The sequence below is a fragment of the Ochrobactrum sp. BTU2 genome, assembly GCF_024539785.1.
GTDB classification, from domain to species: Bacteria; Pseudomonadota; Alphaproteobacteria; order Rhizobiales; family Rhizobiaceae; genus Brucella; species Brucella anthropi.
In genome coordinates this window covers 215,020-240,639 of the sequence record NZ_JAHWRG010000004.1, presented here as the reverse complement: position 1 = coordinate 240,639, position 25,620 = coordinate 215,020, and the positions used below count along the sequence as shown (strand labels likewise).

Here is a 25,620-nt window from a genome sequence, read left to right as displayed (position 1 = left end):
CGCGTTGTGTGACAGGCCCGCTGCATAGCCGTGACAGTTGCATGACATCTGCTTTGAGCGACTCAGAAAGGGCGATTTGCCAAATTTGGAGGCATCGTTGTTTTGTCGATGCTCATGCTTTAGGCGGCTAATTTGCACATTATAATATTACGAAGTAATTCAATTTGCTGTAAGCTTTTGTTTTTAAACAAGTTTCTTGCTTAATCTAGTCATGCGTAAAATGCATAGCTGCATTGCGCTAAAGTCGCATTGCAAAAACAATGGGCAACAGGCATATAAAGATCATCTCAGCGCTGCGTTTCCTCCTCCCATTTGCGCAGGCTGAGTGTTCCCCTCTGGAGGTTTGCCTCAAAGGCACCTTCAAAACTCAAAGCCAGACATTTGTCTGGCTTTTTTTTTGGCTTTTTGCCAAGCCGCCTCTTTTTGTGAGAAATACAGAAACGAAAAAGGGGCCTTTCGGCCCCTTCGTCATTCCATTTTGTTTTGTTTAGCGCAGGCTGGCGCAGAAGCGCTGGATGCGGGTGCAGGCTTCTTCGAGAAGCGCGTCCGACGTTGCATAGGAAATACGGAAGTTTGGTCCAAGACCGAAAGCCGAACCGTGAACGACGGCGACGCCTTCTGCTTCCAGCAGTTCGGTGACGAAGTCTTCGTCGCTTTCGATGACCTTGCCAGCTTCCGTCTTCTTGCCGATGAGGTCAGCACAGGACGGATAGACGTAGAACGCACCTTCCGGTGTCGGGCACTTGATGCCTTTGGCCTGATTGAGCATCGACACGACCAGATCGCGACGGGCCTGGAAGATTTTCTTGTTTTCCGGAATGAAATCCTGGGTGCCGTTGAGTGCTTCGACTGCGGCCCACTGTGCGATGGAGCAGGCGCCCGAGGTCTGCTGACCCTGCACCATATCCATGGCCTTGATGAGCTGCAGTGGTCCTGCCGCATAGCCGATACGCCAGCCGGTCATGGCGTAGGCCTTCGACACGCCGTTCATCGTGAGCGTGCGGTCGTAAAGCGAAGGCTCGACCTGAGCAGGCGTCGTGAAGACGAAGTCTCCATAGACCAGATGCTCATACATGTCGTCGGTCAGGATCCAGACATGCGGGTGACGAACCAGAACGTCGGTCAGGGCCTTGAGTTCCGCTTCCGTGTAAGCCGCGCCGGTCGGGTTCGACGGCGAGTTGAAGATCAGCCACTTGGTCTTGGGCGTGATGGCCTTTTCCAGATCGGCGGCGGTCAGCTTGAAATTGTCTTCGATCTTCGTGTTGATGAAAACCGGGTTGCCGCCGTTGATCGCTACCATTTCAGGATAGCTGACCCAGTAAGGGGCAGGGACGATGACTTCATCGCCGGGGTTCAGCGTCGCCATAAAGGCGTTGAACAGAATCTGCTTGCCGCCAGTGCCGACGATGACCTGTTCCGGCTTGTAGTCGAGACCGTTTTCACGCTTGAACTTGGCAACGATGGCCTGACGCAGTTCAGGAATACCGGCAACGGGCGTGTACTTCGTTTCACCGCGATTGATCGCGTCGATGGCAGCCTGCTTGATATTTGTGGGCGTGTCGAAGTCGGGCTCGCCCGCACCGAGACCAATCACGTCCTTGCCCTTGGCTTTCAGCTCACGTGCTTTCTGGCTGACCGCGATGGTCGCAGATGGCTTTACACGAGAAAGGGCGTCGGCGAGAAATGCCATGATAGATCTCCATAGATGGCAGGCTCTGTTAACCGGCACCGGGCGCGTCCGGTTTTGCGGATTTTCTATGTCCCATCGGCGCAGGAAGCGCAACAGAAGGATTGTGATTTCATCGGCAATTGCTGGATTTCGCAAAAATGTGTTGCCGAAACGAACAGATCCATCAGCAATGCTGACATATTAACGCAACGAAACTGATCGGACCGGGCGATATTGCGCGTCATCCTGCCAGGAGGTCTCGCAAGCTGCGCGTGGCCATTACTTTATAGGCCTCTATCAGCGTCATGCTTTCCTCTTCCGAAACGTCGACGGCGATGCGCATGGTGGATTCGCCAAAATGCATCAGGAGGAAAGCAGTCTCGTCCAGTTGTGCGGACACCTTGCCGGGGGCAATCCGGCGGATCGTATCAGCAAGCAACTGACCATTCTGCCTGCTTTCGGCAATTTCCAGTTTTGACAGGGACTTGTCGGTCTGCGTGGCCGACCAGATGTCGCACATTGCCGGTTCCTGACGCATCAGTGCCAGATATTCATCGATCAATGCATTGAACGCGACAATCAGCTCATCGGCAGAATGGGCCGCTGCAAGACCTTCCTCGATGCACTGGCGCGATTGGGCATTGCAGCTTTCAAACAGGTAGCGGATCAGGGCGCTTTTATCGGGAAAATACTGATAGAGCGCGCCAATCGAGATGCTTGCCTGCTGGGCGATCTCACTCATCTTGAGACTGTCGCTGCCTTTGGCGGCGATCAGCGCCGTGGCGCATTCAGCAATGCGACGAATCTTTTCCTGCGCCCGGCTCTGGCTGGGGGTGCGGCGCAGGATCGGTGCACTGGTTGATTCTGTTTCCGTGGCGGAATTCTGCTTCATGGCGGACTCACATTTTTCGCTCTTGACAGAATATGAGAGTTGCTCACATATTGCAAATATGAGGGTTGCTCATATTTTGGGAGACGGAAGATGAATACACATCGTAATGATCGTTATCTGGTGATTGGCGCCAACGGCAAAACCGGCAGGCGTGTCGCTGAGAGGTTGTGGGAGAAGGGGGTGTCCGTGCGTTCTGTGTCGCGGAGCACCGAGGTTCCCTTTGACTGGGCCAACCAATCCACCTGGGCTGCCGCGCTTGACGGCATCGACAGTGCCTATGTGTCATACCAGCCGGATCTGGCCCTGCCGGGTGCCGTTGATGCCATTCGCGCATTTCTTTTGGCGGCAAAGAAGGCGGATGTGAAGCATGTCGTGCTTCTGTCCGGGCGAGGTGAGGAGGAGGCGGAAATTGCGGAAAAGGTTCTGCAGGATTCCGGGCTGGACTGGACCGTGTTGCGCGCCAGCTGGTTCATGCAGAATTTCAGCGAAAACTACATGCGGGATGAGCTGCTTTCAGGCTCGCTGACCCTGCCGGTCGGGCCGACGAAGGAACCCTTCATCGATGTTGACGATATTGCCGATGTCGCCGTTGCTGCCCTCACCGAAACGGGACATCGCAACAAGCTCTATGAACTCACCGGCCCGGAACTGTTCAGCTTCAGCGATGCAGTAAGCGAGATTGCCAGGGCGACTGACAAAGACTTGTCGTTCAATTCGGTCTCATACGCCGATTATGAGGCGGCGCTGCGCGAGCAGGCCTTGCCGGAAGATGTCATCACGCTTTTGCGCTATCTTTTCGTCGAGCTTTTCGATGGCCGCAATGCCAGTGTGGCACATGGTGTGGAGGAAGCTCTCGGGCGCAAGCCGCGCCGGTTTGCAGATTTTGCGCGCAAGGCTGCCATTGAAGGCATATGGGAGGGACAATCATGACGATGAGTTCTCAACTACTTGTTCTGCTGACGGCATGGGGGAGCGCGATTACAGGCGGCATCTTCTATGCGTTCTCAAGTTTCGTGATGGCCGCGCTGGCACGCATTCCGGCCAATGCGGGCATAACGGCGATGCAGTCGATCAATATCACCGTTATCAACGGAACGTTCTTTGCCGCCTTTTTCGGCACGGCATTGCTGTGTCTGGTGATTATCGTACTGGGATTAATGGGCTTTGGAAGCTTGTCGAAATGGGCGGTGAGCGGCGCTGCCGTCTATCTTGTCGGCACTATTGGCGTCACGATGGCTTTGAATGTGCCGCTGAACAACCAGCTCGCGGCGATGGATGCCAGTGCCGCCGCGTCGGCCGATGTCTGGCTTACTTATGTGCGCGACTGGACCCTATGGAATCACGTCCGCACCATTGCTGCGCTGATTGCGGCCTTGATTCTGGGCGCGAGCGCGCTGGCAAGGGTGTGAGCAGAAAAGCGGACAAACAAAAAAGGCGGGTCCGAGGACCCGCCTTTTCTCTGCCTTACGGCAAAACTTATGCTGCGACGAGGTTGTCGGCAGACGAACGGCCCGAACGACGGTCCTGTACGATTTCGTACGAAACCTTCTGACCTTCATCGAGCGTGGCCAGACCAGCGCGCTGAACGGCGGAAATGTGGACGAATACGTCCGTGCCGCCCTGATCAGGCTGAATGAAGCCGAAGCCCTTGGTCGTGTTGAACCACTTAACTGTTCCCGTAGCCATGGGAAATTCCTTTGTAACATTAGTAGTAGAGTAGTCCGTATGCTTCGCACACGTCCCTGTGAATCGAATTTATGGACAGGAGATCGTCAGGAAGCACGGCGGGCCGCACGGGTCGCAAAGTCACTTGACCGAAAAATCGATGCGCTAACTATATGCGACAAATTTGACCAATACAAGACAGCTAAAATTGTCAGCTAAAAACTGATTTTACTGAGGCTTTTTGCCATTCCGAGCCCGAGCCGGATTTGCGCGCTCAATCGGTCGAGCCAGAACAGCCGGAACAGAATCGGGGCGTTTCCGTCGCAGGGCGACATTTCATAGTGATCCCAGGTTTCGGGTACGGCGTTTCTCAATCGCAGATGAAAGCAGTGGCGGCGGTGAGGCTCTGTCTGCCCCTGTTCGGGATAGTCATAATCGACGGTTTCGAGATGGATCATGCCATCGTCATAGACGAGGCCGGTTTCCTCGGCGAATTCGCGATAGGCGGCGGCGAGAATGTCTTCTCCCGCATCGACCGTGCCGCCCGGCACCTGAAGCGGCGTTTCAGGAAAATCCGGTTCTTCAAAAACCAGAAGCCGGTCGTTCCATGTCGCGTAAATGAGTACTTTGTCGATGGGTTGGATTGTAACGGTCATGGACTTTTCCGGCAGGGTTAGCGTTCAGACCATAATTGCAACGAATGATTTGCGGTAAAACCCGCATATTGTTGTGGGTCATCGCAGCTGGCGCGCGCGAAAAGCGTGTGCTCTCCTATCTTTGACTTCCACGTGACGTAGATATTCAGCATGTTGCAAACATATCTGCAAAATTGAGCGGGCGGATGGGCAGCGAGGCAGGACATGACGTCTGAACCAGACAAGGACAAGACGAAGCGGAGTGCGCCCAAGAAAGAGCGCCGCCGCAAAAAGCCCAGGCGCAGTGTCTCGGAGCGTCTGCGCAAGAGTTCGGCCAAGCTGATTGGTGGTTCTCCGTCACGCGACGGAACCGATCTTTTCTCCCAAGTCTCGATGATGGTGGGAGCTTTTATGGTCTCGCCGGTGCGCAATACGCTGATTGCGCTCGGGACCGGTATTTTCGTTCTCATCGTGCTGATCGCCATCGGACAGGTTGCTATCAATCGCTGGAACGAACCCTTCTACGATGCGCTTGCGCGCAAGGATTTGCAGGCTTTCTTCCATCAGCTGATGGTTTTCTTCGGGATTGCGGGCAGCCTGCTTGTGCTCAACGTTTCGCAAACCTGGCTCAACCAGATGTTCAAGCTCAAGATGCGTGAAGGACTGGCGCGCGATCTCGTGGGGCAATGGCTGGTGCCGGGTCGGGCATTTCGTCTCGCCAATGCCGGCGAGATCGGCATCAATCCCGATCAGCGCCTGCATGAGGATGCACGTCACTTTGCAGAAATGTCGTGCGATCTTGGGATCAACCTCCTCCAGTCGACCGTCATTCTGGTGAGCTTCGTCGGTGTCCTGTGGTCGCTCTCAAGTGGCTTTGTGTTTCATGTCGCGGGCTACAGTTTCTCCATTCCCGGCTACATGGTCTGGGCTGTCATTATCTACGCGGCCTCTGCCTCATGGCTGACATGGATCGTCGGGCGCAGTCTGGTCAATATCAACGCCAATCGCTATGCGCGCGAGGCGGATTTCCGCGCATCGCTGATGCGGGTCAACGAACATCTGGATGCCATCACCCTGTCGCGCGGCGAAGGGGATGAGAGACGTCGTCTCGATCTGGATATCGATGCGGTTCTGGCCGCAATCCGCAAGATCGTCTATGCGACCACGCGATTGACCTGGGTAACGGCCGGTTACGGCTGGCTGACAATTGTGGCACCGATCCTCGTGGCGGCTCCGGTCTATTTCGGCGGTGGTCTGACATTCGGCGGGCTGATGATGGCCGTCGGCGCATTCTCACAGGTGCACAATGCGCTGCGCTGGTTCGTCGACAATTTCGGGGCGATTGCGGACTGGCGGGCGACGCTGCTGCGTGTCGCGAGTTTCCGTCAGGCGGTGCTGCGCATGGACGAGCTTGGTCATCTGGACCGGCAGATCGATCTTGAGACGAACGAAGATGACAGGCTGACGCTGGACGGTGTTTCCATCGCCGCCCCCGATCAGTGCCTGAAGCTCTCCCGCAAGGCTTTTTCGGTAACACCCGGCGAGCGGGTGCTTGTGACGGGCGGGACCGAAACGCAAAGAACGCTGCTGTTCCGCGCATTGGGCGGGCTTTGGCCATGGGGCGAGGGGCGGATCGGCATGCCGGTTGGCGATGGTGTCGCCTTCATGCCGCGCGCGCCTTATTTCCCGCCGGGCAACCTCAAGGGCGTGATCGTCTATCCGCTTGATATCAAGAAATTTTCTGAACAGGATCTGGAAAATGTCCTGCGGCGTGCCGGGCTTGAACGGCTTTCCACGAGCATGGATCGTGTTGCGCGCTGGGATCGCGTGCTGACGGACGATGAGCGCCAATGTATCGCCTTCGCCCGCCTCATATTGCAGAAACCGCAGTGGATCGTGATTGACGGTGCGCTCGATGGTCTCGACGCTGAAGCCTATGACAGGATTCGCGACATGCTGAACACCGAATTGAAGGATGCAGCCGTGATCCATCTCGGCAAGCCGCATTTGCATGACGGTCTTTTCACACAGCAGATCAATCTGGAAGACGATCCTTCAGGAAAGCCTCTGGAGCTGCCAGCCTTGAAAACAGCATGAAAAAAGCCGCCGGGATGACCGGCGGCTTTTTTGTTTCGGGATGTCTTCAGGCTATCAGCGGAAGTAGTCCTGCAGCGGGCGCACTTCCAGCGATCCGGCCTTGAGCGCAGCGATAGCCTCAGCAGCGGCTTCCGCTCCCGCCATGGTCGTGTAGTAAGGCAGCTTCTGCATCAGCGTTGCGCGGCGGATCGACTTGGAGTCGGAAACCGCACTTGCGCTGTCCGTCGTGTTGAAGACGAGATGAATCTGGCGATTGCGGATCGCGTCTTCCACATGCGGACGGCCTTCGATGACTTTGTTGATCTTGGTCGATTCGACGCCGTTGGCTTCGAGGAACTTCTGCGTTCCGCCGGTTGCCATGACCTTGAAGCCGATGCTTGCAAGCTTGCGGACCGCACCGAGCACGCGTTCCTTGTCCTCGTCGCGAACAGATACGAAGACCGTGCCTTCACGCGGCAGTTCAACGCCTGCGCCAAGCTGTGCCTTTGCGAAGGCCAGAGCATAGTCGTAGTCGAGCCCCATTACTTCGCCGGTCGAGCGCATTTCCGGTCCGAGCAGCGTATCGACGCCCGGGAAGCGGGCGAACGGGAACACAGCTTCCTTGACCGCGATATGCGGGCGGGAAGGTGTCTTCGGCTTGCCGCCATAGGCGCCGAGTGCTGCTTCCAGGCTTTCACCGGCCATGACGCGGGCTGCGACCTTCGCAATCGGGGTGCCGACCGTCTTGGCGACGAACGGAACCGTACGTGATGCGCGCGGATTGACTTCAAGAATGAAGATTTCGCCGTCCTTGATGGCGAACTGCACATTCATAAGACCGCCGACATGAAGCGCCTTGGCAAGCGCTGCCGTCTGGCGTTCCAGTTCAGCAACGGTTTCAGGCGAAAGTGTATGCACCGGCAGCGAGCAGGCCGAGTCGCCCGAATGGATACCGGCTTCCTCGATATGTTCCATGATACCGGCGACAAAGCTGTCCTTGCCGTCACACAGGCAGTCGACGTCCACTTCAATGGCTTCCGTCAGATAGGTATCGAACAGAAGCGGGTTCTTGCCGAGCAGCGTGTTGATCTGGCCGGTCTTGTCGTTCGGATATTTGGCCTTGATGTCTTCCGGCACCAGTTCCGGCACGGTGTCGAGCAGATAGCTCTGCAATGAACGCTCGTCATGGATGATCTGCATGGCGCGGCCACCGAGAACATAAGACGGGCGCACGACAAGCGGGAAGCCGAGGTCGGCTGCGACGAGGCGTGCCTGCTCGACCGAATAGGCAATGCCGTTCTTCGGCTGGTTGAGATCGAGCTTGATCAACAGCTTCTGGAAACGGTCACGATCTTCCGCAAGGTCGATGGCGTCAGGCGACGTGCCAAGGATCGGGATACCGGCCTTTTCAAGCGCATTGGCGAGCTTGAGCGGGGTCTGGCCGCCAAACTGCACGATAACGCCGTGAAGTGTGCCCTTTTGCCTCTCAACGCGCAGGATTTCCAGCACGTCTTCCGCCGTCAGCGGTTCGAAATAGAGACGATCCGACGTGTCGTAGTCGGTCGAAACCGTTTCCGGGTTGCAGTTGATCATGATGGCTTCGTAATCGGCATCATTGAGCGCAAAAGCCGCATGGCAGCAGCAATAGTCGAACTCGATGCCCTGACCGATGCGGTTCGGACCACCGCCGAGAATGACGACCTTCTTGCGATCCGACACCTCGGCTTCCGAGCGCGGCTGGCCGACGAAAGGCGTTTCATAGGTCGAGTACATGTAGGCAGTCGGCGAAGCGAATTCGGCAGCGCAGGTGTCGATGCGCTTGTAGACCGGATGCACGTCGAGTTCGCCGCGCAGCTTGGCCACGTCTTCCGCGTCCTGATCCGTCAGGCTTGCAAGGCGCGCATCGGAGAAGCCCATGGCTTTCAGCATACGCAGGTTTTCAGCGTCCTGCGGCAGGCCGTGTTCGCGGATGCGCTCTTCGGTCTTTACGATGGCTTCGATCTGTTCGAGAAACCACGGATCGATCTTCGATGCGTCGTGCACCTGCTCGGTGGTCAGGCCGAGACGCATTGCCTGCGCGACCATGCGCAGACGATCCGGCGTCGGCGTGCCGATGGCAGCGCGGATGGCGTTCTTCTCGTCGCCTTCCTCGATATTCGGGATGGCAATTTCATCGAGGCCGGTCAGGCCGGTTTCAAGACCGCGCAGCGCCTTCTGCAAGCTTTCCTGGAAGGTGCGTCCGATGGCCATGACTTCACCGACCGACTTCATGGCGGTGGTCAGGATCGGCGAGGAGCCGGGGAATTTCTCGAAGGCGAAACGCGGGATTTTGGTGACGACATAGTCGATCGACGGTTCGAACGAGGCAGGCGTCGCACCGCCGGTAATGTCGTTATCCAACTCGTCGAGCGTGTAGCCGACGGCAAGCTTGGCCGCGACCTTGGCAATCGGGAAGCCGGTCGCCTTGGAAGCAAGCGCCGAAGAACGCGACACACGTGGGTTCATTTCGATGACGATCATGCGGCCATTGACCGGGTTGATCGCGAACTGCACGTTGGAGCCGCCGGTTTCAACGCCGATCTCGCGCAGCACCGCAATCGAGGCGTTACGCATGATCTGGTATTCTTTGTCGGTCAGCGTCAGCGCCGGTGCAACGGTGATCGAGTCGCCGGTGTGCACGCCCATCGGATCGAGGTTTTCGATCGAGCAGATGATGATGCAGTTATCCGCCTTGTCGCGGACGACTTCCATTTCATATTCTTTCCAGCCCAGAACCGACTCTTCGATCAGAACTTCGGTCGTCGGCGACGCATCCAGACCGCGCTCGATGATTTCGAAGAACTCCTGACGGTTATAGGCAATGCCGCCGCCAGTGCCGCCGAGCGTGAAGCTTGGGCGGATGATGGCAGGCAGGCCAACAACGTCGAGCGCCTGCGCAGCCTTTGCAAGCGCGTGCGTCATGTAACGCTGCTTGCGTTCGACTTCGCCGAGCTGCCATTCGGTTTCAAGCTTGTCGAGCGCCTTGTCGAGATCGTCACCCGAAAACTGCGCCTTGACTTCGGCGCGCTTGGTTTCGTGGCGCTTGCGGTCTTCGTCCTTGATTTCGGTGGCGTTGGCGAGTCTGGATTCCGGTGTATCGAGGCCAATCTTTTCCATGGCTTCGCGGAAAAGCGCGCGATCTTCTGCCTTGTCGATGGCTTCCGCATTGGCGCCGATCATCTCGACATTGTAGCGCTCAAGAACGCCCATGCGGCGCAGCGACAATGCGGTGTTCAGCGCGGTCTGGCCGCCCATGGTCGGCAGCAACGCGTCCGGGCGTTCCTTGGCGATGATCTTGGCGACCACTTCCGGCGTGATCGGTTCGATATAGGTTGCATCCGCCAGATCGGGATCGGTCATGATCGTGGCCGGATTGGAGTTGACGAGGATGATGCGGTAGCCTTCCTCTTTCAACGCCTTACAGGCCTGGGTGCCCGAATAGTCGAATTCACAAGCCTGGCCGATGACAATGGGGCCCGCGCCGATAATCAGGATCGATTTGATATCTGTACGTTTCGGCATGGGCGCTCGTCCTATCTTCTTCGCGCGCATGATCTTGTCCGAAAACCGGTTCCCATTTTTCGGGATCATGCTCTTGTTTTACGCATGTCTTTGTCTCGAAACCGCTTCCCACTTTCGAGAGACATGCTGCTTAGCCTGCCAGAAAAGCCCGCACGGTTTTCCGGCGGGTTGGCAGCGTATGAATTCTGTGGGCTAAGCGGGCCTTATAGGCAATCGATTCCGAAAGCGGAACCCCACAAATCGTTTTATTTCAAAGAAAGTGCGGGCATTCACGAAAATTCTTGCCCGCCTCATACTTTCTCTGTCGATGTTATGACCGAAACACAGTGCTCGCGGGCCGTTCAGGCTTCTGCCTGAGCGACCTTCAGCGATGGTTTGTTGCGCTTTGTGAGCATATGGCCGAGCCTGTTCGACGGTAGTTCGATCAAGCGATAGGAAATCTTTGCTGCGATGATCGCACCAATCACGATGGCAGCCATGCCGGCGATCTCAAATGTGGGGCCGAGGTTCAGCTTCCGCATCACCGCCCAGCCAAAACCGACCACGAACATATGTGTCAGGTAGAGCGAATAGGAAGTCGCCCCGAGATCGACAAAGAAATTGTCTCGCAGGTCGCCGAGCCAGCGCTCGATGCCCAATGCACCGGCAACCAGTAAAACAGCCGCACCGCACATGATGAGATAAGTGAAGAAGTTGTTGAACGCGACCAGTGGGGTGGAGAAGGTGCCGTAAAGCGCCGCTATGGCGAGGACACCAATTCCGGCCAGCGCGACCGGGGACAATTTTTCCCACAGGCGATGCTTTTCCGCTTCGGCCAGCCACATGCCGCACATGAATGTCAGCAGGTTCTTGTGAAGATAGAATGCCGCGATGCTCGCCGATGGTTCGACGAAGAAGCTTCCGATGACACATGCGCCGAAGATACCGGTCAGCAAGATCGTGCGCTGCAAGGCATTCTTGCACCACCAGAACAAAGCGAACACAAGATAGAAGAACAATTCGTAGTTCAGCGACCAGCCGAGTTTGAAGATCGGGCGCCAATCGCTTGGGTCACCCGGTGTGGCGGCGGGTATGAAGAACAGCGATTTGATGAAATAGCCCACATCCGGAACCGTCGTCTTGAACAGTGACGGCAGATAGAGAGCGCAGATGAAAACCGTGATCGTGCAGAGCCAGTAAAGCGGCACGATGCGGAAAACGCGGCGCAGCAGAAAGTCACCGGGCCTGAACGGGCCGTCGGCATTGACATAGGCGATGATGAAACCGCTGATGACGAAGAACAGTTGAACGCCGAAAACACCCAGCATCGTGATGGCATTGTTTGTTTCTGCGCGCGGATGTTCGATCGTATGGGCGATCAGGACGGCCGTTGCCGCAAGACCGCGTAATATCTGGATCGAATAAAGCTGTTTTCGATTCTGCATCGTCTATGCCCCCATTGACAGAGCATGCTTTAGCGAATGCCGCGCATTTCCGCAATTACTAGCGTATAGATTGTGGAGGCTTCGCCTTCATGTTTGTGACATTGTGAAGGAAGCCGTCAATTTTTCTAGGATCCCTTCCATTGATGCTTGTTTTGACAGGTTTTGTCTATCGAAGCAGGAGGGGATTTCTATTGTCCAAACTATTGCGAAAGAGTCTTCGTTTGTGATTGACACTGCCATTTACTTTTTATGTTGCCGTGCCAACTCTTTATGCGACAATTACATGTATAGGTTGGTGCTGCTTCGTCGAGAGCGGCACGGTGTAGGGGAGTTGGTCAATGCGCTGGCAAGGCCGTAGGCAAAGTGACAATGTGGAAGATCAGCGCGGGGCGCAGGGCGGTGGCATAGGTGGCGGCTTCGGTCGCGGCGGGGGCCTTGGCGGTCCCGGCTTTCGAATCGTTCGCGGTGGCGGCATTTCCGGTATTCTCATTCTGGTGGTGATGTTCTTCGTGCTGCGTGCGGTTGGTATCGATCCGCTGCCGATCCTGTTCGGCGATGGCAGCATGGGGCCAAGCGTAACCCAGCAAGCCGGTCAATCCGGACGGACCGCTGCCGAGGGGGGCGCGGTTGCCAATGATGAGACAACGCAGTTCGCCCGCACCGTGCTGGCCGAGACGGAAGACGTCTGGAGCGGCATTTTCAAGTCACGCGGCCAGACCTACACGCCGCCGACCATGGTGCTCTTTTCCGGACAGGTTCGTTCGGCTTGCGGCTTTGCTTCCGCGGCGTCCGGGCCGTTTTATTGCCCCGGCGATCGCAAGCTCTACATCGATCTGAGTTTCTATAAGGAACTGGCAAACCGTTTTGGCGCTTCCGGCGATTTCGCACAGGCCTATGTCCTTGCGCATGAGGTCGGGCACCATATCCAGAACCTGCTTGGCATTCTGCCCAAGTTCAACCAGATGCGTCAGCAGATGAGCGAAGCGCAGGCCAACCAGATGTCGGTTCGTGTTGAGCTTCAGGCCGATTGCTTCGCCGGTGTATGGGGTTACTACACGGAGCAGAAGGGTATTCTGGAAGCAGGCGACCTTGAAGAAGCTCTGAATGCGGCACACCAGATCGGTGATGACACGCTGCAGCGCCGTAGTCAGGGTTATGTTGTTCCGGAAAGCTTCAATCATGGCACATCCGCCCAGCGCGCCAAGTGGTTCCAGCGCGGCTTCGATAGCGGCAAGCTGGAATCCTGCGATACATTCAGCGGTGATGTTTAAAGTCGTTCTGATACTGTAGAAAAAGGCGGTTTCGACCGCCTTTTTCTTTGTGGAGGAAAAACGCCCGTTCTTTTTGTCGAAAGCCTGCAATATTCGCCTTGTCGTGAAATAATTTTCCAGATAAATGCATTCGCACCGGCGCGGCCTTTTTCCGATTTGCAAGCGTGACGCTCAATTTTGAGCGGCGATGGCGCGCGAGTTCTCCAATCAACACAATTTATGAATGTTCCACCTTTTCAGTCGTGGAGCATATTTCAGGTGTCCCATGCATGATCCCCAGTTTGTACGGCGGGGCTTGTTACTCGTCTTTATGACACTGTTCCTCGACATTATCGGCATTGCGATCATCATGCCGGTTCTGCCGACTTTTCTCGAAGAGCTGACCGGCGCGGATATCAGCACTGCAGCCGTCGATGGTGGCTGGCTTTTGCTGGTCTATGCCGGAATGCAGTTCCTGTTCGCGCCGATGATCGGCAATCTGAGCGACCGTTTCGGGCGCCGGCCGGTGCTGCTCGCCTCGATTTTCACCTTCGCACTCGACAATCTGATCTGTGCGCTCGCAACCACCTATTGGATGCTGTTTGTCGGTCGTGTGCTGGCAGGCATCAGCGGAGCAAGCTTCGCGACGGCATCCGCCTACATTGCCGATGTCAGCGATGACAGCAATCGTGCGCGCAATTTCGGCCTGATCGGCATTGCTTTCGGTGTCGGCTTTGCGCTTGGTCCGGTGCTGGGCGGCTTGCTGGGGGAGTTCGGTCCGCGCGTTCCGTTCTACGGAGCGGCGTTCCTGTCGTTCATCAACTTCATCCTCGCCTATTTCCTGTTGCCGGAGACGTTGACGCGTGAAAACCGGCGCACCTTCCAGATCGCCCGCGCCAATCCGCTGGGCGCGCTCAAGCAGATGCGAAGCTATCCCGGCATCGGCTGGGTGGTGCTGGTCTTCTTCCTGTTCTGGCTGGCCCATGCCGTCTATCCGTCCGTCTGGGCCTTCGTCGGTGCTTATCGCTATAACTGGAGCGAAGCCCAGATAGGTCTGTCGCTGGGGCTTTTCGGTATCGGCGCGGCGTTCGTGATGGCGCTGGTTCTGCCAAGGGTCTTGCCGGTGCTTGGCGAGCGGCGCACAGCGATCACAGGCGTGCTGTTTTCCTGTCTTGGCATGATTGGATACGCCATCGCATGGGAAGGCTGGATGGTTTATGCCGTCATCTTCCTGACGGCGCTGGAAGGTCTGGCCGATCCGCCGCTGCGCAGTATTGCGGCAGGCAAGGTTCCGCCTTCCGCGCAAGGCGAATTGCAGGGTGCACTGACAAGCGTGTCGAGTATTACGACCATCATCGGCCCGCTCATCTTCACGCAGCTTTTCGCCGTGTTCACCGGCATGAATGCGCCGTTCGTCTTCGCTGGAATGCCCTATGCTGTGGGAGCCGGACTGGTTTTTCTGGCACTGGTCATCGTGGTGGCGCGGGTGCGTCCAACGCCCTTGGCCAAGCCCTCAGAGGTTTGATCGATACGGAAAATGAAAAGGCCGGAGTTTTTACTCCGGCCTTTTACTTCGATAATTCTTTTGGATGGCTTAGAGCGCGTTTCGATCTGATTGAATCAGATCGGCGCTCTAACTGTTTGTTTTGACGCGCATCTCTTCCGAAAACCGTTTCACACTTTTCGGGATGCGCTCTAAGCCGCCTGTTCGCGTTCCGGAAGCGGCGTTTCGCCCTTCTTTTCGCGGATCAGGTTGATGAAGCGGCGGAACAGATAGTGCGAATCCTGCGGGCCGGGCGATGCTTCCGGATGGTGCTGCACCGAGAATACCGGCTTGCCGACGACGCGCAGCCCGCAATTGGTGCCGTCGAAGAGCGACACATGCGTTTCCTCGACATTTTCCGGCAGCGAGTCTGAATCGACCGCGAAGCCGTGGTTCATCGATACGATCTCGACCTTGCCGGTCGTGTAGTCCTTCACCGGATGGTTGGCGCCGTGATGGCCCTGATGCATCTTCTCGGTGCGTCCGCCAAGGGCCAGCGCCAGCATCTGGTGGCCGAGGCAGATGCCGAAGACCGGAAGGTCGGTTTCGACAAGCTTCTTAATGGTTGGAACGGCATATGCGCCGGTCGCTGCCGGATCGCCAGGACCGTTGGACAGGAAGACACCATCCGGGTTGTGGGCCAGAACGTCCTCAGCCGTTGCCGTTGCCGGCAGCACGGTGACCTTTGCGCCGAGGCCGGTGAGCAGGCGCAGAATGTTACGTTTCACGCCGAAATCGAGCGCCACCACGTGATATTCCGGGGCGTCCTGTTCGCCATAGCCGTCTGCGAGCGTCCATGGCGTTTCTTTCCATGTGAGGCTCTGGCCAACCGTGACGTCCTTGGCGAGATCGAGATTTTCAAGACCGCTCCATGCGGCGGCGCGTGCCTTGAGTGCTTCGAGGTCGAACTTGCCGCTCGGATCATGAGCAATGACTGCGTTTTGTGCGCCGCGCTCGCGGATGAGCGAGGTCAACGCGCGCGTATCGATACCGGTCAGTGCAATGACGCCGCGGTGCTTCAGCCACGCATCCAGATCTTCCGTTGCGCGGAAATTCGATGGTGACGTGATGTCAGCCTTGAAGATCGCGCCGACTGCGCCGTGGCGATTGGCCGGCGTCAGGTCTTCAACGTCTTCGGCATTGGTGCCGACATTACCGATGTGCGGGAAGGTGAAGGTTACGATCTGACCGGCATAAGACGGGTCGGTCAGGATTTCTTCGTAACCGGTCAGCGCCGTGTTGAACACGACCTCGGCTTCAATCGCACCGATTGCACCGAGGCCTTTGCCTTCGATCACGGTTCCGTCTGCAAGTACGAGGATGGCGGTTCGCTTCTCAACAGTCCAGGGTGCTGTTTTCGGTGTGGTTTCTGTCATGGTCTGCACTCCTGATTGTTAGCCGCGCGCCAGCGTGTGCTGTCATTTCGTTGTCAGCTAGAGCGTCGAACTGATGGAATCAAATCGACGCTCTAACTGTTTGTTTTCGTGCATGCCGTTGTCCCAAAACCGGTTCCCACTTTTGGGCGGCATGCTTTATGCGGCACGCGTTCGTGTTTCAACCTGCCACCGGAAGGGTGGCTTGAAAGATGAAGCGTCAAGGGTCATATATGCGCCAAAAGGCAGCGGGGATTTTAAACCTCCCGCCGCGAGCACGTGCCGATGTCCTGCTAAGCCTTGAGCAATAGAGAAACTTGGACGCCGGGTCAATCGTCCGAGGCTATGCTTTCCTGAAATAATGACGATAATCGTCGTATTATTATTTCTCGGGATGGTGGTTCGGACAGCTCGGCGATTCTATTCGCTTGTTGTATAGATGCAGGAAACGAACAACAAAGAACTTACACCGTCAGGAGAGACGTTATGCTTCGCCAGGAGATTTCCCAGGCCCTCACGACCGCGCTGAAAGCACAGGAGAAGCGTCGCATGTCGACGCTGCGTTTGATCCTGGCTGCGGTAAAGGACCGAGATATCGCCAACCGTACTGCTGGCAAGGACCCGGTCGGGGATGAAGAATTGCTGGGTATTCTCGGCAAGATGGTCAAGCAGCGCGAAGAATCCGCCCGCATCTATGAAGAAGGCAGCCGTCTTGAGCTCGCTGAAGCGGAGCGGGAGGAAATCACGATCATTTCCGAATTTCTGCCGCAGCAGATGAGCGAGGATGAGGTCAAACAGGCCTGTGCGGATGTGATTGCCGAAATCGGTGCTCAAGGTCTGCGCGACATGGGCAAGTGCATGGCCGTTCTTAAAGAGCGCTATGCAGGCAAGATGGATTTCACCAAGGCCAGCGCCATCGTGAAATCGCTTCTGCAGTGAAAGCGTGAGGCATAAGTGCCTTTCGCTTTTGTTTCAGCCCCCGCTCTGACGGGGGCTTTCTATTGTTTGGCGCTATACTCAGCCCTGCTTGACGGCTTTCAGTCGCGTATCGCTGAGAAGGCCCTGTTCTTCGAGGACCGGATAGGCCATTGAAGCGAGAAGCGAGTTGATCTGCTTGAGGTCGCGGATCGTGTCGAGATGGATGCTGCTGGTCTCGATGCTGCGGGTGGCGCCTTCGCGCAGTCGGCTGAAATGGCGCATGCTGGTCTGCTTTTCCAGTTCACGCAGCTGGTCCTTTTCCTGCACGAGCTGACGGGCCGTACGGCCATCGCGTGAGACAATCACATTGAATGCCAAGTGCGCATTGGCCAGAACCATGGCGTGGAAATGGCTGAGTTCCTTCCAGCCTTCTTCGGTGAATTCCAGCTTGTGATCCATCTTCTTTTGAACATGCGCCAGCATGTTGCGCACGATGATGTCGCCGACCTGCTCAAGCTTCACACATGCGCCCAGCAATTCCTGCATGCGCAGCGACTCGAAATCGCTCAGCTCATGGGTTGCAAGCTTGGTCAGATAGAGCTTGATGGCAGCATGGCGCTTGTCCACGCGGTCATCGAGAGCTTCAAGTTCATCGATCCGCACCTGATCGGGCTTCTCATAAAGCTCGATGATCCGCCGCAGCATGACTTCGATCGTGTCGCAGACGCCGACCACTTCGCGGGTTGCATTGGCAAGCGCCTGCGAGGGCCGGTCGAGCACGGCAGTGTCGAGCGCGCTATATTGCTCGATCTCGATGGGCTGCTGCGAGGCGGGGCTGCCCTTGTCCGCATTGAGATTGACCAGAGCCTCGGTTGCGCGCAGCACGAGGCCAGAAAGCGGAATACCGGCAATCATCACGATGACATTGAACAGGATATGCGCATTGACCACCTGCGAAACCGGATCGGTGCCGAGAAAGGCGACCGATGGTTTGAAGGTCTGGTAAAGCACGAGCATGATGAGTGACCCGGCGCCGCGCATCAAAAGGTTGCCGAGTGGCACGACGCGGGTTTCAGGTGGCGCATGCCGGGTCAGGATCGGGGCGATGATCGAAGACCCCAGATTGACGCCGAGAACCATCACCACGGCGAGCTCTGGATGGATCAGCCCGCGCGAGGCAAAGGTGGTCAGCAGGATGACGGCGGCAACGCTGGAATGAAACAGCCATGTCATGAGTGCTGCGAGCAGATAGGCAGTGATCGGGTCGCTTGACAGATAGTCGACGATGACCGGCAGCAATTCGCTTTGCCGCAGCGGCTCGGTGGCCTGTCCGGTCATTTCCAGTGACATGATGAGCAGGCCGATACCGACCAGAATGCGTCCGATCTGCCGCCAGTCGCGGCGTTCGGTGGTCATGAAGATGCCTGTGCCGATGACAAGGCAGAGCGGTACCAGAAGCGTGAGGTCGTAGCTCAGGATCTTGACGACGAGGGCGGAGCCAAGCTCGCCGCCGCGCACGGCCATGAGGCCTGCAACGCCGCTTACGAAACCTGAACCGACAAATGAACCGACGAGAAGCGTAACCGCTGTCGAGCTTTGCAGGGCGACAGCAAGGGCAAGGCCGAAGGCGACGGAAAGCAGCGGGTTCTGCATCTGGTTGCGCAAGCGTCTGCGCAGCCGGTCGCCATAGGCACGCTCCACCCCGGTCCGGACCATGCGTGTCGCCCAAAGCAGGAGCGCAACTGCACCGGCCAGATGCAAAAGGACCAAAGAACCATTCACGGCAAAATCCCTTCGGGTTGGAGGTTGACATCTGTGATTGAGCTAACGCAACAAATGAAGAAAAAATATGTTCCGGCTAATCAATTCTTCAAGAGATATGGGCTTGTTCGCAATTAAAAGCAATCCATTCCCGCAGCGTCATGACGGATATATGACAGTTTTGTGACAGCGGGCTTGTTTGGCAGCGACATGTGATTAGCGGGGAGGGACATGCCTGCACGATGGACTGTCAGAACGGGCGCGCCTATATACTCTAAGGAATACACTCCCGCTGTCTGAACGAACTGAAAGTGAAATCTGTAATGCGTTTTCCGCCCTCCTTTCTCGATGAGATCAGAGACCGCGTCCCGATCTCGACGCTGATAGGAACGCGCGCTTCGTTCGACCGCAAGAAGAGCAATCCTCCGAAGGGTGATTTCTGGGCCTGTTGTCCGTTTCATGGCGAGAAGACACCAAGCTTTCACTGCGAAGATCGCAAGGGTCGCTATCATTGTTTCGGTTGCGGTGTGACCGGTGATCACTTCAAGTTTCTAACCGATCTTGAAGGCCTGAGTTTCCCGGAAGCAGTGGAGCGTGTGGCCGATATGGCAGGCGTTCCGATGCCTGCGCGCGATCCGGAAATGGAAAAGCGTGAGGCACAGCGCGCGACGCTTTATGATGTCATGGAGCTGGCTGCGCAGTTCTTCGAAAACCAGCTGCAAAGCGCCGTTGGAGCCAAGGCACGCGCCTATCTGCGGGATCGCGGACTTTCGACCGCAACGCAGCAGTCGTTCCGCATTGGCTATGCGCCAGAGTCGCGCAATGCCTTGAAGGAGTTTCTGGCTGGCAAAGGCGTGTCGCGCGAGCAGATCGAGGCGTGCGGCCTTGTTGTGCACGGCGAGGGGATTGCCGTTTCCTACGACCGTTTTCGCGATCGCGTCATGTTCCCGATCGAGGATTTGCGCGGGCGGATCATTGCTTTCGGCGGGCGTGCGCTTTCTGCGGACGCTCCGGCCAAATATCTGAACTCGCCGGAAACCGAACTCTTTCACAAGGGGCGGGTTCTCTATAACGGATTGCGGGCGCGCAAGGCCTGCCAGCCGCAAGCTGGAGAACCGGCCAAATCCATCATCGCTGTTGAAGGCTATATGGATGTGATCGCGCTTGCGCAGGCGGGTATCCATCAGGTGGTGGCTCCGCTCGGTACGGCGCTGACGGAAGAACAGCTCGAACTTCTCTGGCGCATCAGCCCTGAACCCGTTCTGTGCTTCGATGGCGATGGTGCGGGGCTTCGCGCTGCCTATCGCGCCGTCGATCTTGGATTGCCTGCCTTGCAGCCCGGCAAATCGCTGCGCTTTGCACTATTGCCGGAAGGGCAGGACCCGGACGATCTGGTCAAGGCGGAAGGCCCAGCCGCATTTCATGTGGTCCTGCGTGACGCCAGACCGCTGGTCGATATGGTGTGGACGCGGGAAACGACGGGCGGTGTGTTCGATACGCCGGAACGCCGCGCCGAACTGGAGGCGCGGCTGCGTGAAATTACCAGCCGCATCGCGAATGAGGATATCCGGCGCCACTACAGTCAGGATATGCGCGACCGGGCACAAGCCTTTTTTGGCCAGGGGCGTCAGGGGTATCAAGTCGGCGGACAGCGCAATTCGTCTTTCAACCGCAGGAATGATGGCGGACGGGGACGCGGCGGACCGGCGGGCGGCAATGGCCGCCTTGCGATTTCCGACAGTCTGGTGCGCTCCACGCTGGTAAAGGGCGGCAGGCCGGGCGCTGGATCACATGCCCCCTTGCGCGAAACTGCCATCGTGCTGACGCTTCTCAATCACCCACGGCTGATTGAAGAGGATTTCGAGACGCTGGCGGCACTCGATCTGGGACATGAGGCACTCAAGTCGCTGCATCTGGCCATGCTGGATGTGCTGGCTGCCGGCCATATGGAAGATGGTCACGCCATGCGGCACGCACTGGTCAATGCCGGTCATGGCGAGCAGATTGAAATGCTCGAACTCGTGGTGAAGGGTGCGAAACTCTGGACTGCGACGGCTCTGGCCGCAGAAGACGACGCGCGCGAAGCCCTTCGTCAGGCGCTTCACTTGCATCAGCGTGCGCGCACACTACATAAGGAGCTGCGGGCCGTTGAGGCCGCACTTGAAACAGACGAGACGGGCGAATTGTTTGCACGTCTCAGAGATATACAAAATCAGATTTTGAAAGCTGATGCGACTGAAGCTCTGATCGACGGTTTTGGACTGTCTTCGGGGCGCCCACCCGGCGGTTTCTGATTCGGATTTCCGAATCAGTTCTGCGAGAACAGCCGGAAATGCGGGGTTGCGATCCGGAAAACGTGCTCTATCTGGCCAACGAAGAGGTCGCGACAACAAATGATTCGCTTTTTAAGCCCGAATCATGTGAGTCGCTCTTGACGTGTGGCGTAAATGACGGAATCACGACAGTTCGAATAAGGAAAAGAACAGAAACCGGTGATATCCGATGCTGCAAGGCAGCAAGCCGGATTTGGGCCGGAAAAGTGGCCCGGAAAGTGGCGTTGTCTGGTTGACCGCCTGATCTGCCCACAAGAAATCGGAGATGAAGAAGCCCGATACCGATGGCAAGGTTAATCCGCCATTAACAGGAAATCGGCTACTCGCAGAATCAACTGACGGATTGCGACCTCGCAAAACTGTCCGAGAACTCTATATATCTTAGAAGCGACCGGGGTCGCCTGGAGAAGAACATATGGCAACGAAGGTTAAGGAAAACGAAGAAGCCGAAGTCGAGCGCGAAGGTGCTGCCGACGGTCCGCTTCTCGACCTTTCTGACGATGCTGTCAAGAAGATGATCAAACTCGCGAAGAAGCGCGGCTACGTCACCATGGACGAGCTGAACGCCGTGCTGCCTTCCGAGGAAGTGACATCCGAGCAGATCGAAGACACGATGTCGATGCTTTCCGATATGGGCATCAACGTCGTTGAAGATGACGAGCAGGACAACGACCGCGAAGAAAACAACGACGACGACTCGGAAGAGGGCGGCGATCTGGTCGAATCCGGCGGTACGGCTGTTGCCACCACCACGACCAAGAAAGAGCCGACCGACCGTACCGACGATCCGGTGCGCATGTATCTGCGCGAAATGGGGTCCGTCGAGCTTCTGTCGCGCGAAGGCGAAATCGCGATTGCAAAGCGCATCGAGGCTGGTCGCGAGACCATGATCGCCGGGCTTTGCGAAAGCCCGCTGACCTTCCAGGCGATCATCATCTGGCGTGACCAGCTGAACGATTCCAACATTCTGCTGCGCGAAATTATCGACCTCGAAACCACCTATGCCGGTCCGGAAGCCAAGCAGGCTCCGGTGATCGAGCGCGTGGAAGAGGAAAAGCCGCGTGACGACAAGCCTCAGCGCCGCCGTGACGACGACGACATTACCAATGTCGGCGGCGACATGCCCACGGAAGAAGAGGAAGAGGACGAAGACGAAGCCAACCTGTCGCTGGCGGCCATGGAAGCCGAACTGCGTCCGCAGGTCATGGAAACGCTCGACCTCATCGCCGATACCTACAAGAAGCTGCGCAAGCTGCAGGATCAGCAGGTCGAGGGCCGTCTGGCCGCGACGGGCGAACTGTCGTCGAGCCAGGAACGTCGCTACAAGGAACTGAAGGATCAGCTCATCAAGGCAGTGAAGTCGCTGTCGCTGAACCAGAACCGTATCGAACAGCTCGTCGAACAGCTTTACGACATCAACAAGCGTCTGGTTCAGAACGAAGGTAAGCTGCTGCGTCTGGCCGAATCCTTCGGTGTGCGTCGTGAGGAATTCCTGAAGGAGTATCAGGGCCACGAGCTGGACCCGAAATGGGTAGAGCGCGTGAGCACGCTTTCAGCCCGTGGCTGGAAGGAATTTGCAGCCAAGGAAGAGCGTGCCATCGACCGTCTGCGTTCTGAAATCCAGATGCTGGCGACCGAAACCGCGATTTCCATCGGTGAATTCCGCCGCATCGTCAATCAGGTGCAGAAGGGCGAACGCGAAGCAACTATCGCCAAGAAGGAAATGGTGGAAGCCAACCTTCGTCTCGTCATCTCGATTGCCAAGAAGTACACGAACCGTGGCTTGCAGTTCCTTGATCTCATTCAAGAAGGCAATATCGGTCTGATGAAGGCGGTCGACAAGTTCGAATATCGTCGTGGTTACAAGTTCTCGACCTATGCGACTTGGTGGATTCGTCAGGCAATCACCCGTTCGATTGCCGATCAGGCGCGCACCATCCGTATTCCGGTGCACATGATCGAAACGATCAACAAGATCGTCCGCACGTCGCGCCAGATGCTGCATGAAATCGGTCGTGAGCCGACGCCGGAAGAACTGGCTGAAAAGCTCGCCATGCCGCTCGAAAAAGTGCGCAAGGTGCTGAAGATCGCCAAGGAGCCGATCTCGCTCGAGACGCCGGTTGGCGACGAGGAAGATTCACATCTGGGCGATTTCATCGAGGACAAGAACGCGCTTCTGCCAATCGATGCAGCGATTCAGGCCAATCTGCGCGATACGACGACCCGTGTTCTGGCTTCGCTGACGCCGCGTGAAGAACGTGTTCTGCGTATGCGTTTCGGCATCGGTATGAACACCGACCACACGCTGGAAGAAGTCGGCCAGCAGTTCTCGGTTACCCGCGAACGTATCCGTCAGATCGAAGCCAAGGCGCTGCGCAAGCTGAAGCATCCGAGCCGTTCGCGCAAGCTGCGTTCGTTCCTCGATAGCTAGGGCCTGGATAGCTGAACTGAACAAAAACATACGGGAAGGGGAGGCGATATGTCTTTTTTGAAGCGTCTTTTCGGTGGAGGCTCTGCCTCCGAGACACCGGCAGAGCCGAAAGAGGCGGGTCGCCTTGAACACAAGGATTTTCTGATCATTGCCACGCCCTATAGCGAGGGCGGGCAGTATCAGGTCTGCGGCGTCATTTCCAAGACGATCGATGGCGAAGTGAAGGAATATCGCTTCGTTCGTGCCGACCGTTGCCCCGGCATCGAAGATGCCGCCAGCATTTCGCTGAACAAGGGACGGCAGATCGTGGATGAACAAGGCGAAGCTATTTTCCGCTGAGCCGCCTGCAAGAGAATTGAAAAAGCCGCGCATCAAGATGCGCGGCTTTTGCTTTTTTAGAGCATAATCCGACCGGAGTGAAACGAGGATCGATAAGATTATGCTTGAAATAGAAGACGTTAGAGTGCCGATCTGATCTTATCAAATCGAAACGCGCTCTAACTGTTAATGCGGGTCGCACACCATGGCGACCATTCTGCGCACGATGGGCAGAATGGCGAGGAGAACTGGAAAGGCGACCACCCACGAAAGGGCCCATGCCGACATCCAGCTGGATGCGAGATTGGGATGGGCAATGCCAAGGCTCTTGGCGGTTGCAATCAACGACACGATGAATGTCATCATGATCGATAGGATGAACGGCATCACAATAGATGCATAACGTGCAGGCAGCTTCCTGCGGCGTGCGCATTCAAACTGAGACATGTGTATTCCTGTATATTCTGCGGGGAAGGCGCAACGAAACATCAATGCGAATTGCCGTTCCCGGCGAGATTGATGCGTTGCCTAACGTAAGACGCTTACGGTCATGATGATGACGAGGGTCTAATAGCCCGATCCGGATCGAATATCAAGTGTTCTGAAATGGCGGCGATTTGTCCACGCCATTCCCGACATAATTCCATTATACGCTGCATTATGAACGACAAACCATTCTGGCGCACCAAGACCTTGAACCAGCTCACCCGCAGCGAGTGGGAGAGCCTGTGTGACGGTTGCGGCCAATGTTGCCTGCATAAATTGCAGGATGACGACACAAACGAGATTTACTGGACCAGCGTTGCCTGCACGCTGCTCAACCCGGACAGCTGCCAGTGCCGTGATTATCCGAACCGCAAGAAGACGGTGCCGGACTGCGTTTTTCTGACGCCGGAGATCGTTGACGAGGTGGACTGGCTGCCTGTGACGTGCGCCTACCGTCTGGTTGCAGAAGGTTCGGATCTCTATTGGTGGCATCCGCTGGTTTCGGGTTCACCCGACACGGTGCATGAGGCAGGTATTTCCGTTCGCGGCAAGGTGACGGCTTTCGATCACGATCTGGAAGATGACGACGATTATCTCGATCATATGGTGATGCCGAGCCACCGCTGATGGCTCGTTTGCGTTTTTCAAACATTGCGTAAATTTAATCTATGCTTCAAATATCGCAGTGTGGATTTTGTTTCCTTATAATACATTGAATTTATTCAGTTTATAAAATCAGTGAGCAGGCATCCCTTCTACTTCATATGAAGCTGAACGGCACATGAACGTTGGTTTTTCATTCTGTTCATCTATAGGGCGCTACTTCTCGGGTGCCTCAGGCAAGACCTGAAAACAAATCGAAGAGGTTCAAAGATGTCTGCTATTTCGCTCAAGTCGTTCGTCGTAACCGCTGCTCTTGGTGTTGCCGCCATCTTCACGACGGCAGCTTCCGCCAGCGCTGCCTCGCCGGTTGTCGCTCCAGCCATCAGCACGTCGGCAAGCTCTGCCATCGTGAATATCGATTACCGAGGCTACCACCATAGCCGTCCAGCTTATCGTGGTCGTGCCTGCTCCATCGAAGGCGCCAAGATGAAGGCTAATCGCATGGGCATCCGCAATGCGCGTGTCGTCTATCGCGGCAAGTCGGTTCAGGTTCGTGGCTTCCGTCATGGTCGCCCCGCCGGTGTCGTGTTCGCAAATGTTCGTGGTTGCCCGATCATTCGCTAAGGCGCACGGCTTAAGTTTCAAAAGCTCCGGCCTGAGTAAATCAGGCCGGAGCTTTTCT

Annotated in this window: 21 protein-coding genes and 2 pseudogenes; 12 read left to right on the top strand and 11 right to left on the bottom strand. The window is 56.6% G+C overall.

Annotation, left to right across the window (positions count from 1 at the left end; genetic code table 11):
* Window positions 1–282: 282 nt before the first annotated feature.
* The 3 genes and pseudogenes from KWJ32_RS13560 to KWJ32_RS13550 all read right to left on the bottom strand — a co-directional run bounded on the left by KWJ32_RS13560 (window position 283) and on the right by KWJ32_RS13550 (window position 2,561).
* Window positions 283–472 (bottom strand): annotated as a pseudogene (locus tag KWJ32_RS13560) (hypothetical protein).
* A 15-nt stretch (window positions 473–487) separates the two neighbouring features.
* Entirely contained in the window at window positions 488–1,690 is a 1,203-nt protein-coding gene (locus KWJ32_RS13555) for a pyridoxal phosphate-dependent aminotransferase (protein WP_010659659.1), read from the bottom strand.
* 220 nt (window positions 1,691–1,910) lie between these two features.
* Window positions 1,911–2,561 carry a TetR/AcrR family transcriptional regulator gene (locus tag KWJ32_RS13550; RefSeq protein WP_012091693.1) on the bottom strand — a complete coding sequence of 217 codons (651 nt, stop codon included), beginning with the start codon at window positions 2,559–2,561 and terminating at the stop codon, window positions 1,911–1,913.
* A gap of 90 nt (window positions 2,562–2,651) precedes the next feature.
* Here KWJ32_RS13550 and KWJ32_RS13545 point away from each other — a divergent pair, with 90 nt between their 5' ends.
* A complete protein-coding gene (locus KWJ32_RS13545) occupies window positions 2,652–3,491 on the top strand; it encodes an NAD(P)H-binding protein (RefSeq protein ID WP_012091694.1) in 840 nt (279 codons plus the stop codon).
* Window positions 3,488–3,970: an anthrone oxygenase family protein gene (locus KWJ32_RS13540; RefSeq protein ID WP_012091695.1), complete on the top strand. Its 483-nt coding sequence runs from the start codon at window positions 3,488–3,490 to the stop codon at window positions 3,968–3,970. The genes KWJ32_RS13545 and KWJ32_RS13540 overlap by 4 nt, the downstream gene beginning before the upstream one ends.
* 67 nt (window positions 3,971–4,037) lie before the next feature.
* Here KWJ32_RS13540 and KWJ32_RS13535 read toward each other — a convergent pair whose 3' ends face one another.
* Together KWJ32_RS13535 and KWJ32_RS13530 are read right to left on the bottom strand one after the other, a co-directional pair.
* On the bottom strand, window positions 4,038–4,247 hold the full coding sequence (locus tag KWJ32_RS13535) for a cold-shock protein (RefSeq protein WP_006471898.1): 210 nt from the start codon (window positions 4,245–4,247) through the stop codon (window positions 4,038–4,040).
* Window positions 4,248–4,441: 194 nt separating this feature from the next.
* The gene (locus tag KWJ32_RS13530; RefSeq protein ID WP_012091696.1) at window positions 4,442–4,882 is read right to left on the bottom strand and encodes an NUDIX domain-containing protein; all 441 of its coding nucleotides are present in this window, start codon (window positions 4,880–4,882) and stop codon (window positions 4,442–4,444) included.
* A 204-nt stretch (window positions 4,883–5,086) separates the two neighbouring features.
* Between KWJ32_RS13530 and KWJ32_RS13525 the strand changes: the two genes are divergently transcribed.
* On the top strand, window positions 5,087–6,958 hold the full coding sequence (locus KWJ32_RS13525; protein ID WP_040129166.1) for an ABC transporter ATP-binding protein/permease: 1,872 nt from the start codon (window positions 5,087–5,089) through the stop codon (window positions 6,956–6,958).
* A 54-nt stretch (window positions 6,959–7,012) separates the two neighbouring features.
* Here KWJ32_RS13525 and carB read toward each other — a convergent pair whose 3' ends face one another.
* Both carB and KWJ32_RS13515 read right to left on the bottom strand, forming a co-directional pair.
* Complete coding sequence (gene carB, locus KWJ32_RS13520) at window positions 7,013–10,498, bottom strand: carbamoyl-phosphate synthase large subunit (RefSeq protein ID WP_012091698.1); 3,486 nt, start codon at window positions 10,496–10,498, stop codon at window positions 7,013–7,015.
* Window positions 10,499–10,839: 341 nt separating this feature from the next.
* Complete coding sequence (locus tag KWJ32_RS13515) at window positions 10,840–11,922, bottom strand: acyltransferase (RefSeq protein ID WP_012091699.1); 1,083 nt, start codon at window positions 11,920–11,922, stop codon at window positions 10,840–10,842.
* A gap of 116 nt (window positions 11,923–12,038) precedes the next feature.
* Between KWJ32_RS13515 and KWJ32_RS13510 the strand changes: the two are divergent.
* Window positions 12,039–12,149, top strand: a pseudogene (locus KWJ32_RS13510) (DUF2306 domain-containing protein); the annotation flags it as partial.
* A gap of 111 nt (window positions 12,150–12,260) precedes the next feature.
* Window positions 12,261–13,193 (top strand): neutral zinc metallopeptidase, encoded by a 933-nt coding sequence (locus tag KWJ32_RS13505; RefSeq protein ID WP_010659667.1) that lies wholly within the window; start codon window positions 12,261–12,263, stop codon window positions 13,191–13,193.
* Here KWJ32_RS13505 and KWJ32_RS13500 read toward each other — a convergent pair.
* Window positions 13,177–13,407 (bottom strand): hypothetical protein, encoded by a 231-nt coding sequence (locus tag KWJ32_RS13500; protein ID WP_181834049.1) that lies wholly within the window; start codon window positions 13,405–13,407, stop codon window positions 13,177–13,179. The genes KWJ32_RS13505 and KWJ32_RS13500 overlap by 17 nt on opposite strands.
* A 51-nt stretch (window positions 13,408–13,458) precedes the next feature.
* On the opposite strand from KWJ32_RS13500, the gene KWJ32_RS13495 reads away from it, so the two are divergent.
* On the top strand, window positions 13,459–14,697 hold the full coding sequence (locus tag KWJ32_RS13495) for a tetracycline resistance MFS efflux pump (RefSeq protein ID WP_012091700.1): 1,239 nt from the start codon (window positions 13,459–13,461) through the stop codon (window positions 14,695–14,697).
* A gap of 170 nt (window positions 14,698–14,867) precedes the next feature.
* Here the strand turns inward: KWJ32_RS13495 and carA are convergent, their stop codons facing one another.
* Complete coding sequence (carA, locus tag KWJ32_RS13490; protein ID WP_151610221.1) at window positions 14,868–16,091, bottom strand: glutamine-hydrolyzing carbamoyl-phosphate synthase small subunit; 1,224 nt, start codon at window positions 16,089–16,091, stop codon at window positions 14,868–14,870.
* 483 nt (window positions 16,092–16,574) lie between these two features.
* Here carA and KWJ32_RS13485 point away from each other — a divergent pair, with 483 nt between their 5' ends.
* Window positions 16,575–17,027, top strand: a complete 453-nt coding sequence (locus KWJ32_RS13485; protein ID WP_010659670.1) for a GatB/YqeY domain-containing protein — start codon at window positions 16,575–16,577, stop codon at window positions 17,025–17,027.
* Between the two features lie 78 nt (window positions 17,028–17,105).
* Here KWJ32_RS13485 and KWJ32_RS13480 read toward each other — a convergent pair whose 3' ends face one another.
* Window positions 17,106–18,788 carry a Na/Pi cotransporter family protein gene (locus KWJ32_RS13480; protein WP_151610220.1) on the bottom strand — a complete coding sequence of 561 codons (1,683 nt, stop codon included), beginning with the start codon at window positions 18,786–18,788 and terminating at the stop codon, window positions 17,106–17,108.
* 302 nt (window positions 18,789–19,090) lie between these two features.
* Between KWJ32_RS13480 and dnaG the strand changes: the two genes are divergently transcribed.
* The 3 genes from dnaG (at window position 19,091) to KWJ32_RS13465 (ending at window position 23,870) form a co-directional block, all read left to right on the top strand.
* Window positions 19,091–21,061 (top strand): DNA primase, encoded by a 1,971-nt coding sequence (dnaG, locus tag KWJ32_RS13475; protein ID WP_012091704.1) that lies wholly within the window; start codon window positions 19,091–19,093, stop codon window positions 21,059–21,061.
* Between the two features lie 454 nt (window positions 21,062–21,515).
* Window positions 21,516–23,531 carry an RNA polymerase sigma factor RpoD gene (gene rpoD / locus KWJ32_RS13470; RefSeq protein WP_012091706.1) on the top strand — a complete coding sequence of 672 codons (2,016 nt, stop codon included), beginning with the start codon at window positions 21,516–21,518 and terminating at the stop codon, window positions 23,529–23,531.
* Between the two features lie 48 nt (window positions 23,532–23,579).
* Window positions 23,580–23,870, top strand: coding sequence for an HlyU family transcriptional regulator (locus KWJ32_RS13465; protein WP_010659675.1), 291 nt, complete (start codon window positions 23,580–23,582; stop codon window positions 23,868–23,870).
* A 165-nt stretch (window positions 23,871–24,035) separates the two neighbouring features.
* Here the strand turns inward: KWJ32_RS13465 and KWJ32_RS13460 are convergent, their stop codons facing one another.
* The gene (locus KWJ32_RS13460) at window positions 24,036–24,296 is read right to left on the bottom strand and encodes a DUF2798 domain-containing protein (protein WP_040129169.1); all 261 of its coding nucleotides are present in this window, start codon (window positions 24,294–24,296) and stop codon (window positions 24,036–24,038) included.
* Window positions 24,297–24,509: 213 nt separating this feature from the next.
* On the opposite strand from KWJ32_RS13460, the gene KWJ32_RS13455 reads away from it, so the two are divergent.
* Together KWJ32_RS13455 and KWJ32_RS13450 are read left to right on the top strand one after the other, a co-directional pair.
* Window positions 24,510–24,962, top strand: coding sequence for a YcgN family cysteine cluster protein (locus KWJ32_RS13455; protein ID WP_040129171.1), 453 nt, complete (start codon window positions 24,510–24,512; stop codon window positions 24,960–24,962).
* Window positions 24,963–25,208: 246 nt separating this feature from the next.
* On the top strand, window positions 25,209–25,562 hold the full coding sequence (locus tag KWJ32_RS13450) for an antifreeze protein (protein WP_125334491.1): 354 nt from the start codon (window positions 25,209–25,211) through the stop codon (window positions 25,560–25,562).
* Window positions 25,563–25,620 lie beyond the last annotated feature (58 nt).

Excerpts from the sequence above, each read along its gene's own strand:
- KWJ32_RS13555 (WP_010659659.1), bottom strand. The coding sequence starts at position 1,690 with ATGGCATTTCTCGCCGACGCCCTTTCTCGTGTAAAGCCATCTGCGACC.
- KWJ32_RS13550 (WP_012091693.1), bottom strand. The coding sequence starts at position 2,561 with ATGAAGCAGAATTCCGCCACGGAAACAGAATCAACCAGTGCACCGATC.
- KWJ32_RS13545 (WP_012091694.1), top strand. The coding sequence starts at position 2,652 with ATGAATACACATCGTAATGATCGTTATCTGGTGATTGGCGCCAACGGC.
- KWJ32_RS13540 (WP_012091695.1), top strand. The coding sequence starts at position 3,488 with ATGACGATGAGTTCTCAACTACTTGTTCTGCTGACGGCATGGGGGAGC.
- KWJ32_RS13535 (WP_006471898.1), bottom strand. The coding sequence starts at position 4,247 with ATGGCTACGGGAACAGTTAAGTGGTTCAACACGACCAAGGGCTTCGGC.
- KWJ32_RS13530 (WP_012091696.1), bottom strand. The coding sequence starts at position 4,882 with ATGACCGTTACAATCCAACCCATCGACAAAGTACTCATTTACGCGACA.
- KWJ32_RS13525 (WP_040129166.1), top strand. The coding sequence starts at position 5,087 with ATGACGTCTGAACCAGACAAGGACAAGACGAAGCGGAGTGCGCCCAAG.
- carB (WP_012091698.1), bottom strand. The coding sequence starts at position 10,498 with ATGCCGAAACGTACAGATATCAAATCGATCCTGATTATCGGCGCGGGC.
- KWJ32_RS13515 (WP_012091699.1), bottom strand. The coding sequence starts at position 11,922 with ATGCAGAATCGAAAACAGCTTTATTCGATCCAGATATTACGCGGTCTT.
- KWJ32_RS13505 (WP_010659667.1), top strand. The coding sequence starts at position 12,261 with ATGCGCTGGCAAGGCCGTAGGCAAAGTGACAATGTGGAAGATCAGCGC.
- KWJ32_RS13495 (WP_012091700.1), top strand. The coding sequence starts at position 13,459 with ATGCATGATCCCCAGTTTGTACGGCGGGGCTTGTTACTCGTCTTTATG.
- carA (WP_151610221.1), bottom strand. The coding sequence starts at position 16,091 with ATGACAGAAACCACACCGAAAACAGCACCCTGGACTGTTGAGAAGCGA.
- KWJ32_RS13485 (WP_010659670.1), top strand. The coding sequence starts at position 16,575 with ATGCTTCGCCAGGAGATTTCCCAGGCCCTCACGACCGCGCTGAAAGCA.
- dnaG (WP_012091704.1), top strand. The coding sequence starts at position 19,091 with ATGCGTTTTCCGCCCTCCTTTCTCGATGAGATCAGAGACCGCGTCCCG.
- rpoD (WP_012091706.1), top strand. The coding sequence starts at position 21,516 with ATGGCAACGAAGGTTAAGGAAAACGAAGAAGCCGAAGTCGAGCGCGAA.
- KWJ32_RS13465 (WP_010659675.1), top strand. The coding sequence starts at position 23,580 with ATGTCTTTTTTGAAGCGTCTTTTCGGTGGAGGCTCTGCCTCCGAGACA.
- KWJ32_RS13460 (WP_040129169.1), bottom strand. The coding sequence starts at position 24,296 with ATGTCTCAGTTTGAATGCGCACGCCGCAGGAAGCTGCCTGCACGTTAT.
- KWJ32_RS13455 (WP_040129171.1), top strand. The coding sequence starts at position 24,510 with ATGAACGACAAACCATTCTGGCGCACCAAGACCTTGAACCAGCTCACC.
- KWJ32_RS13450 (WP_125334491.1), top strand. The coding sequence starts at position 25,209 with ATGTCTGCTATTTCGCTCAAGTCGTTCGTCGTAACCGCTGCTCTTGGT.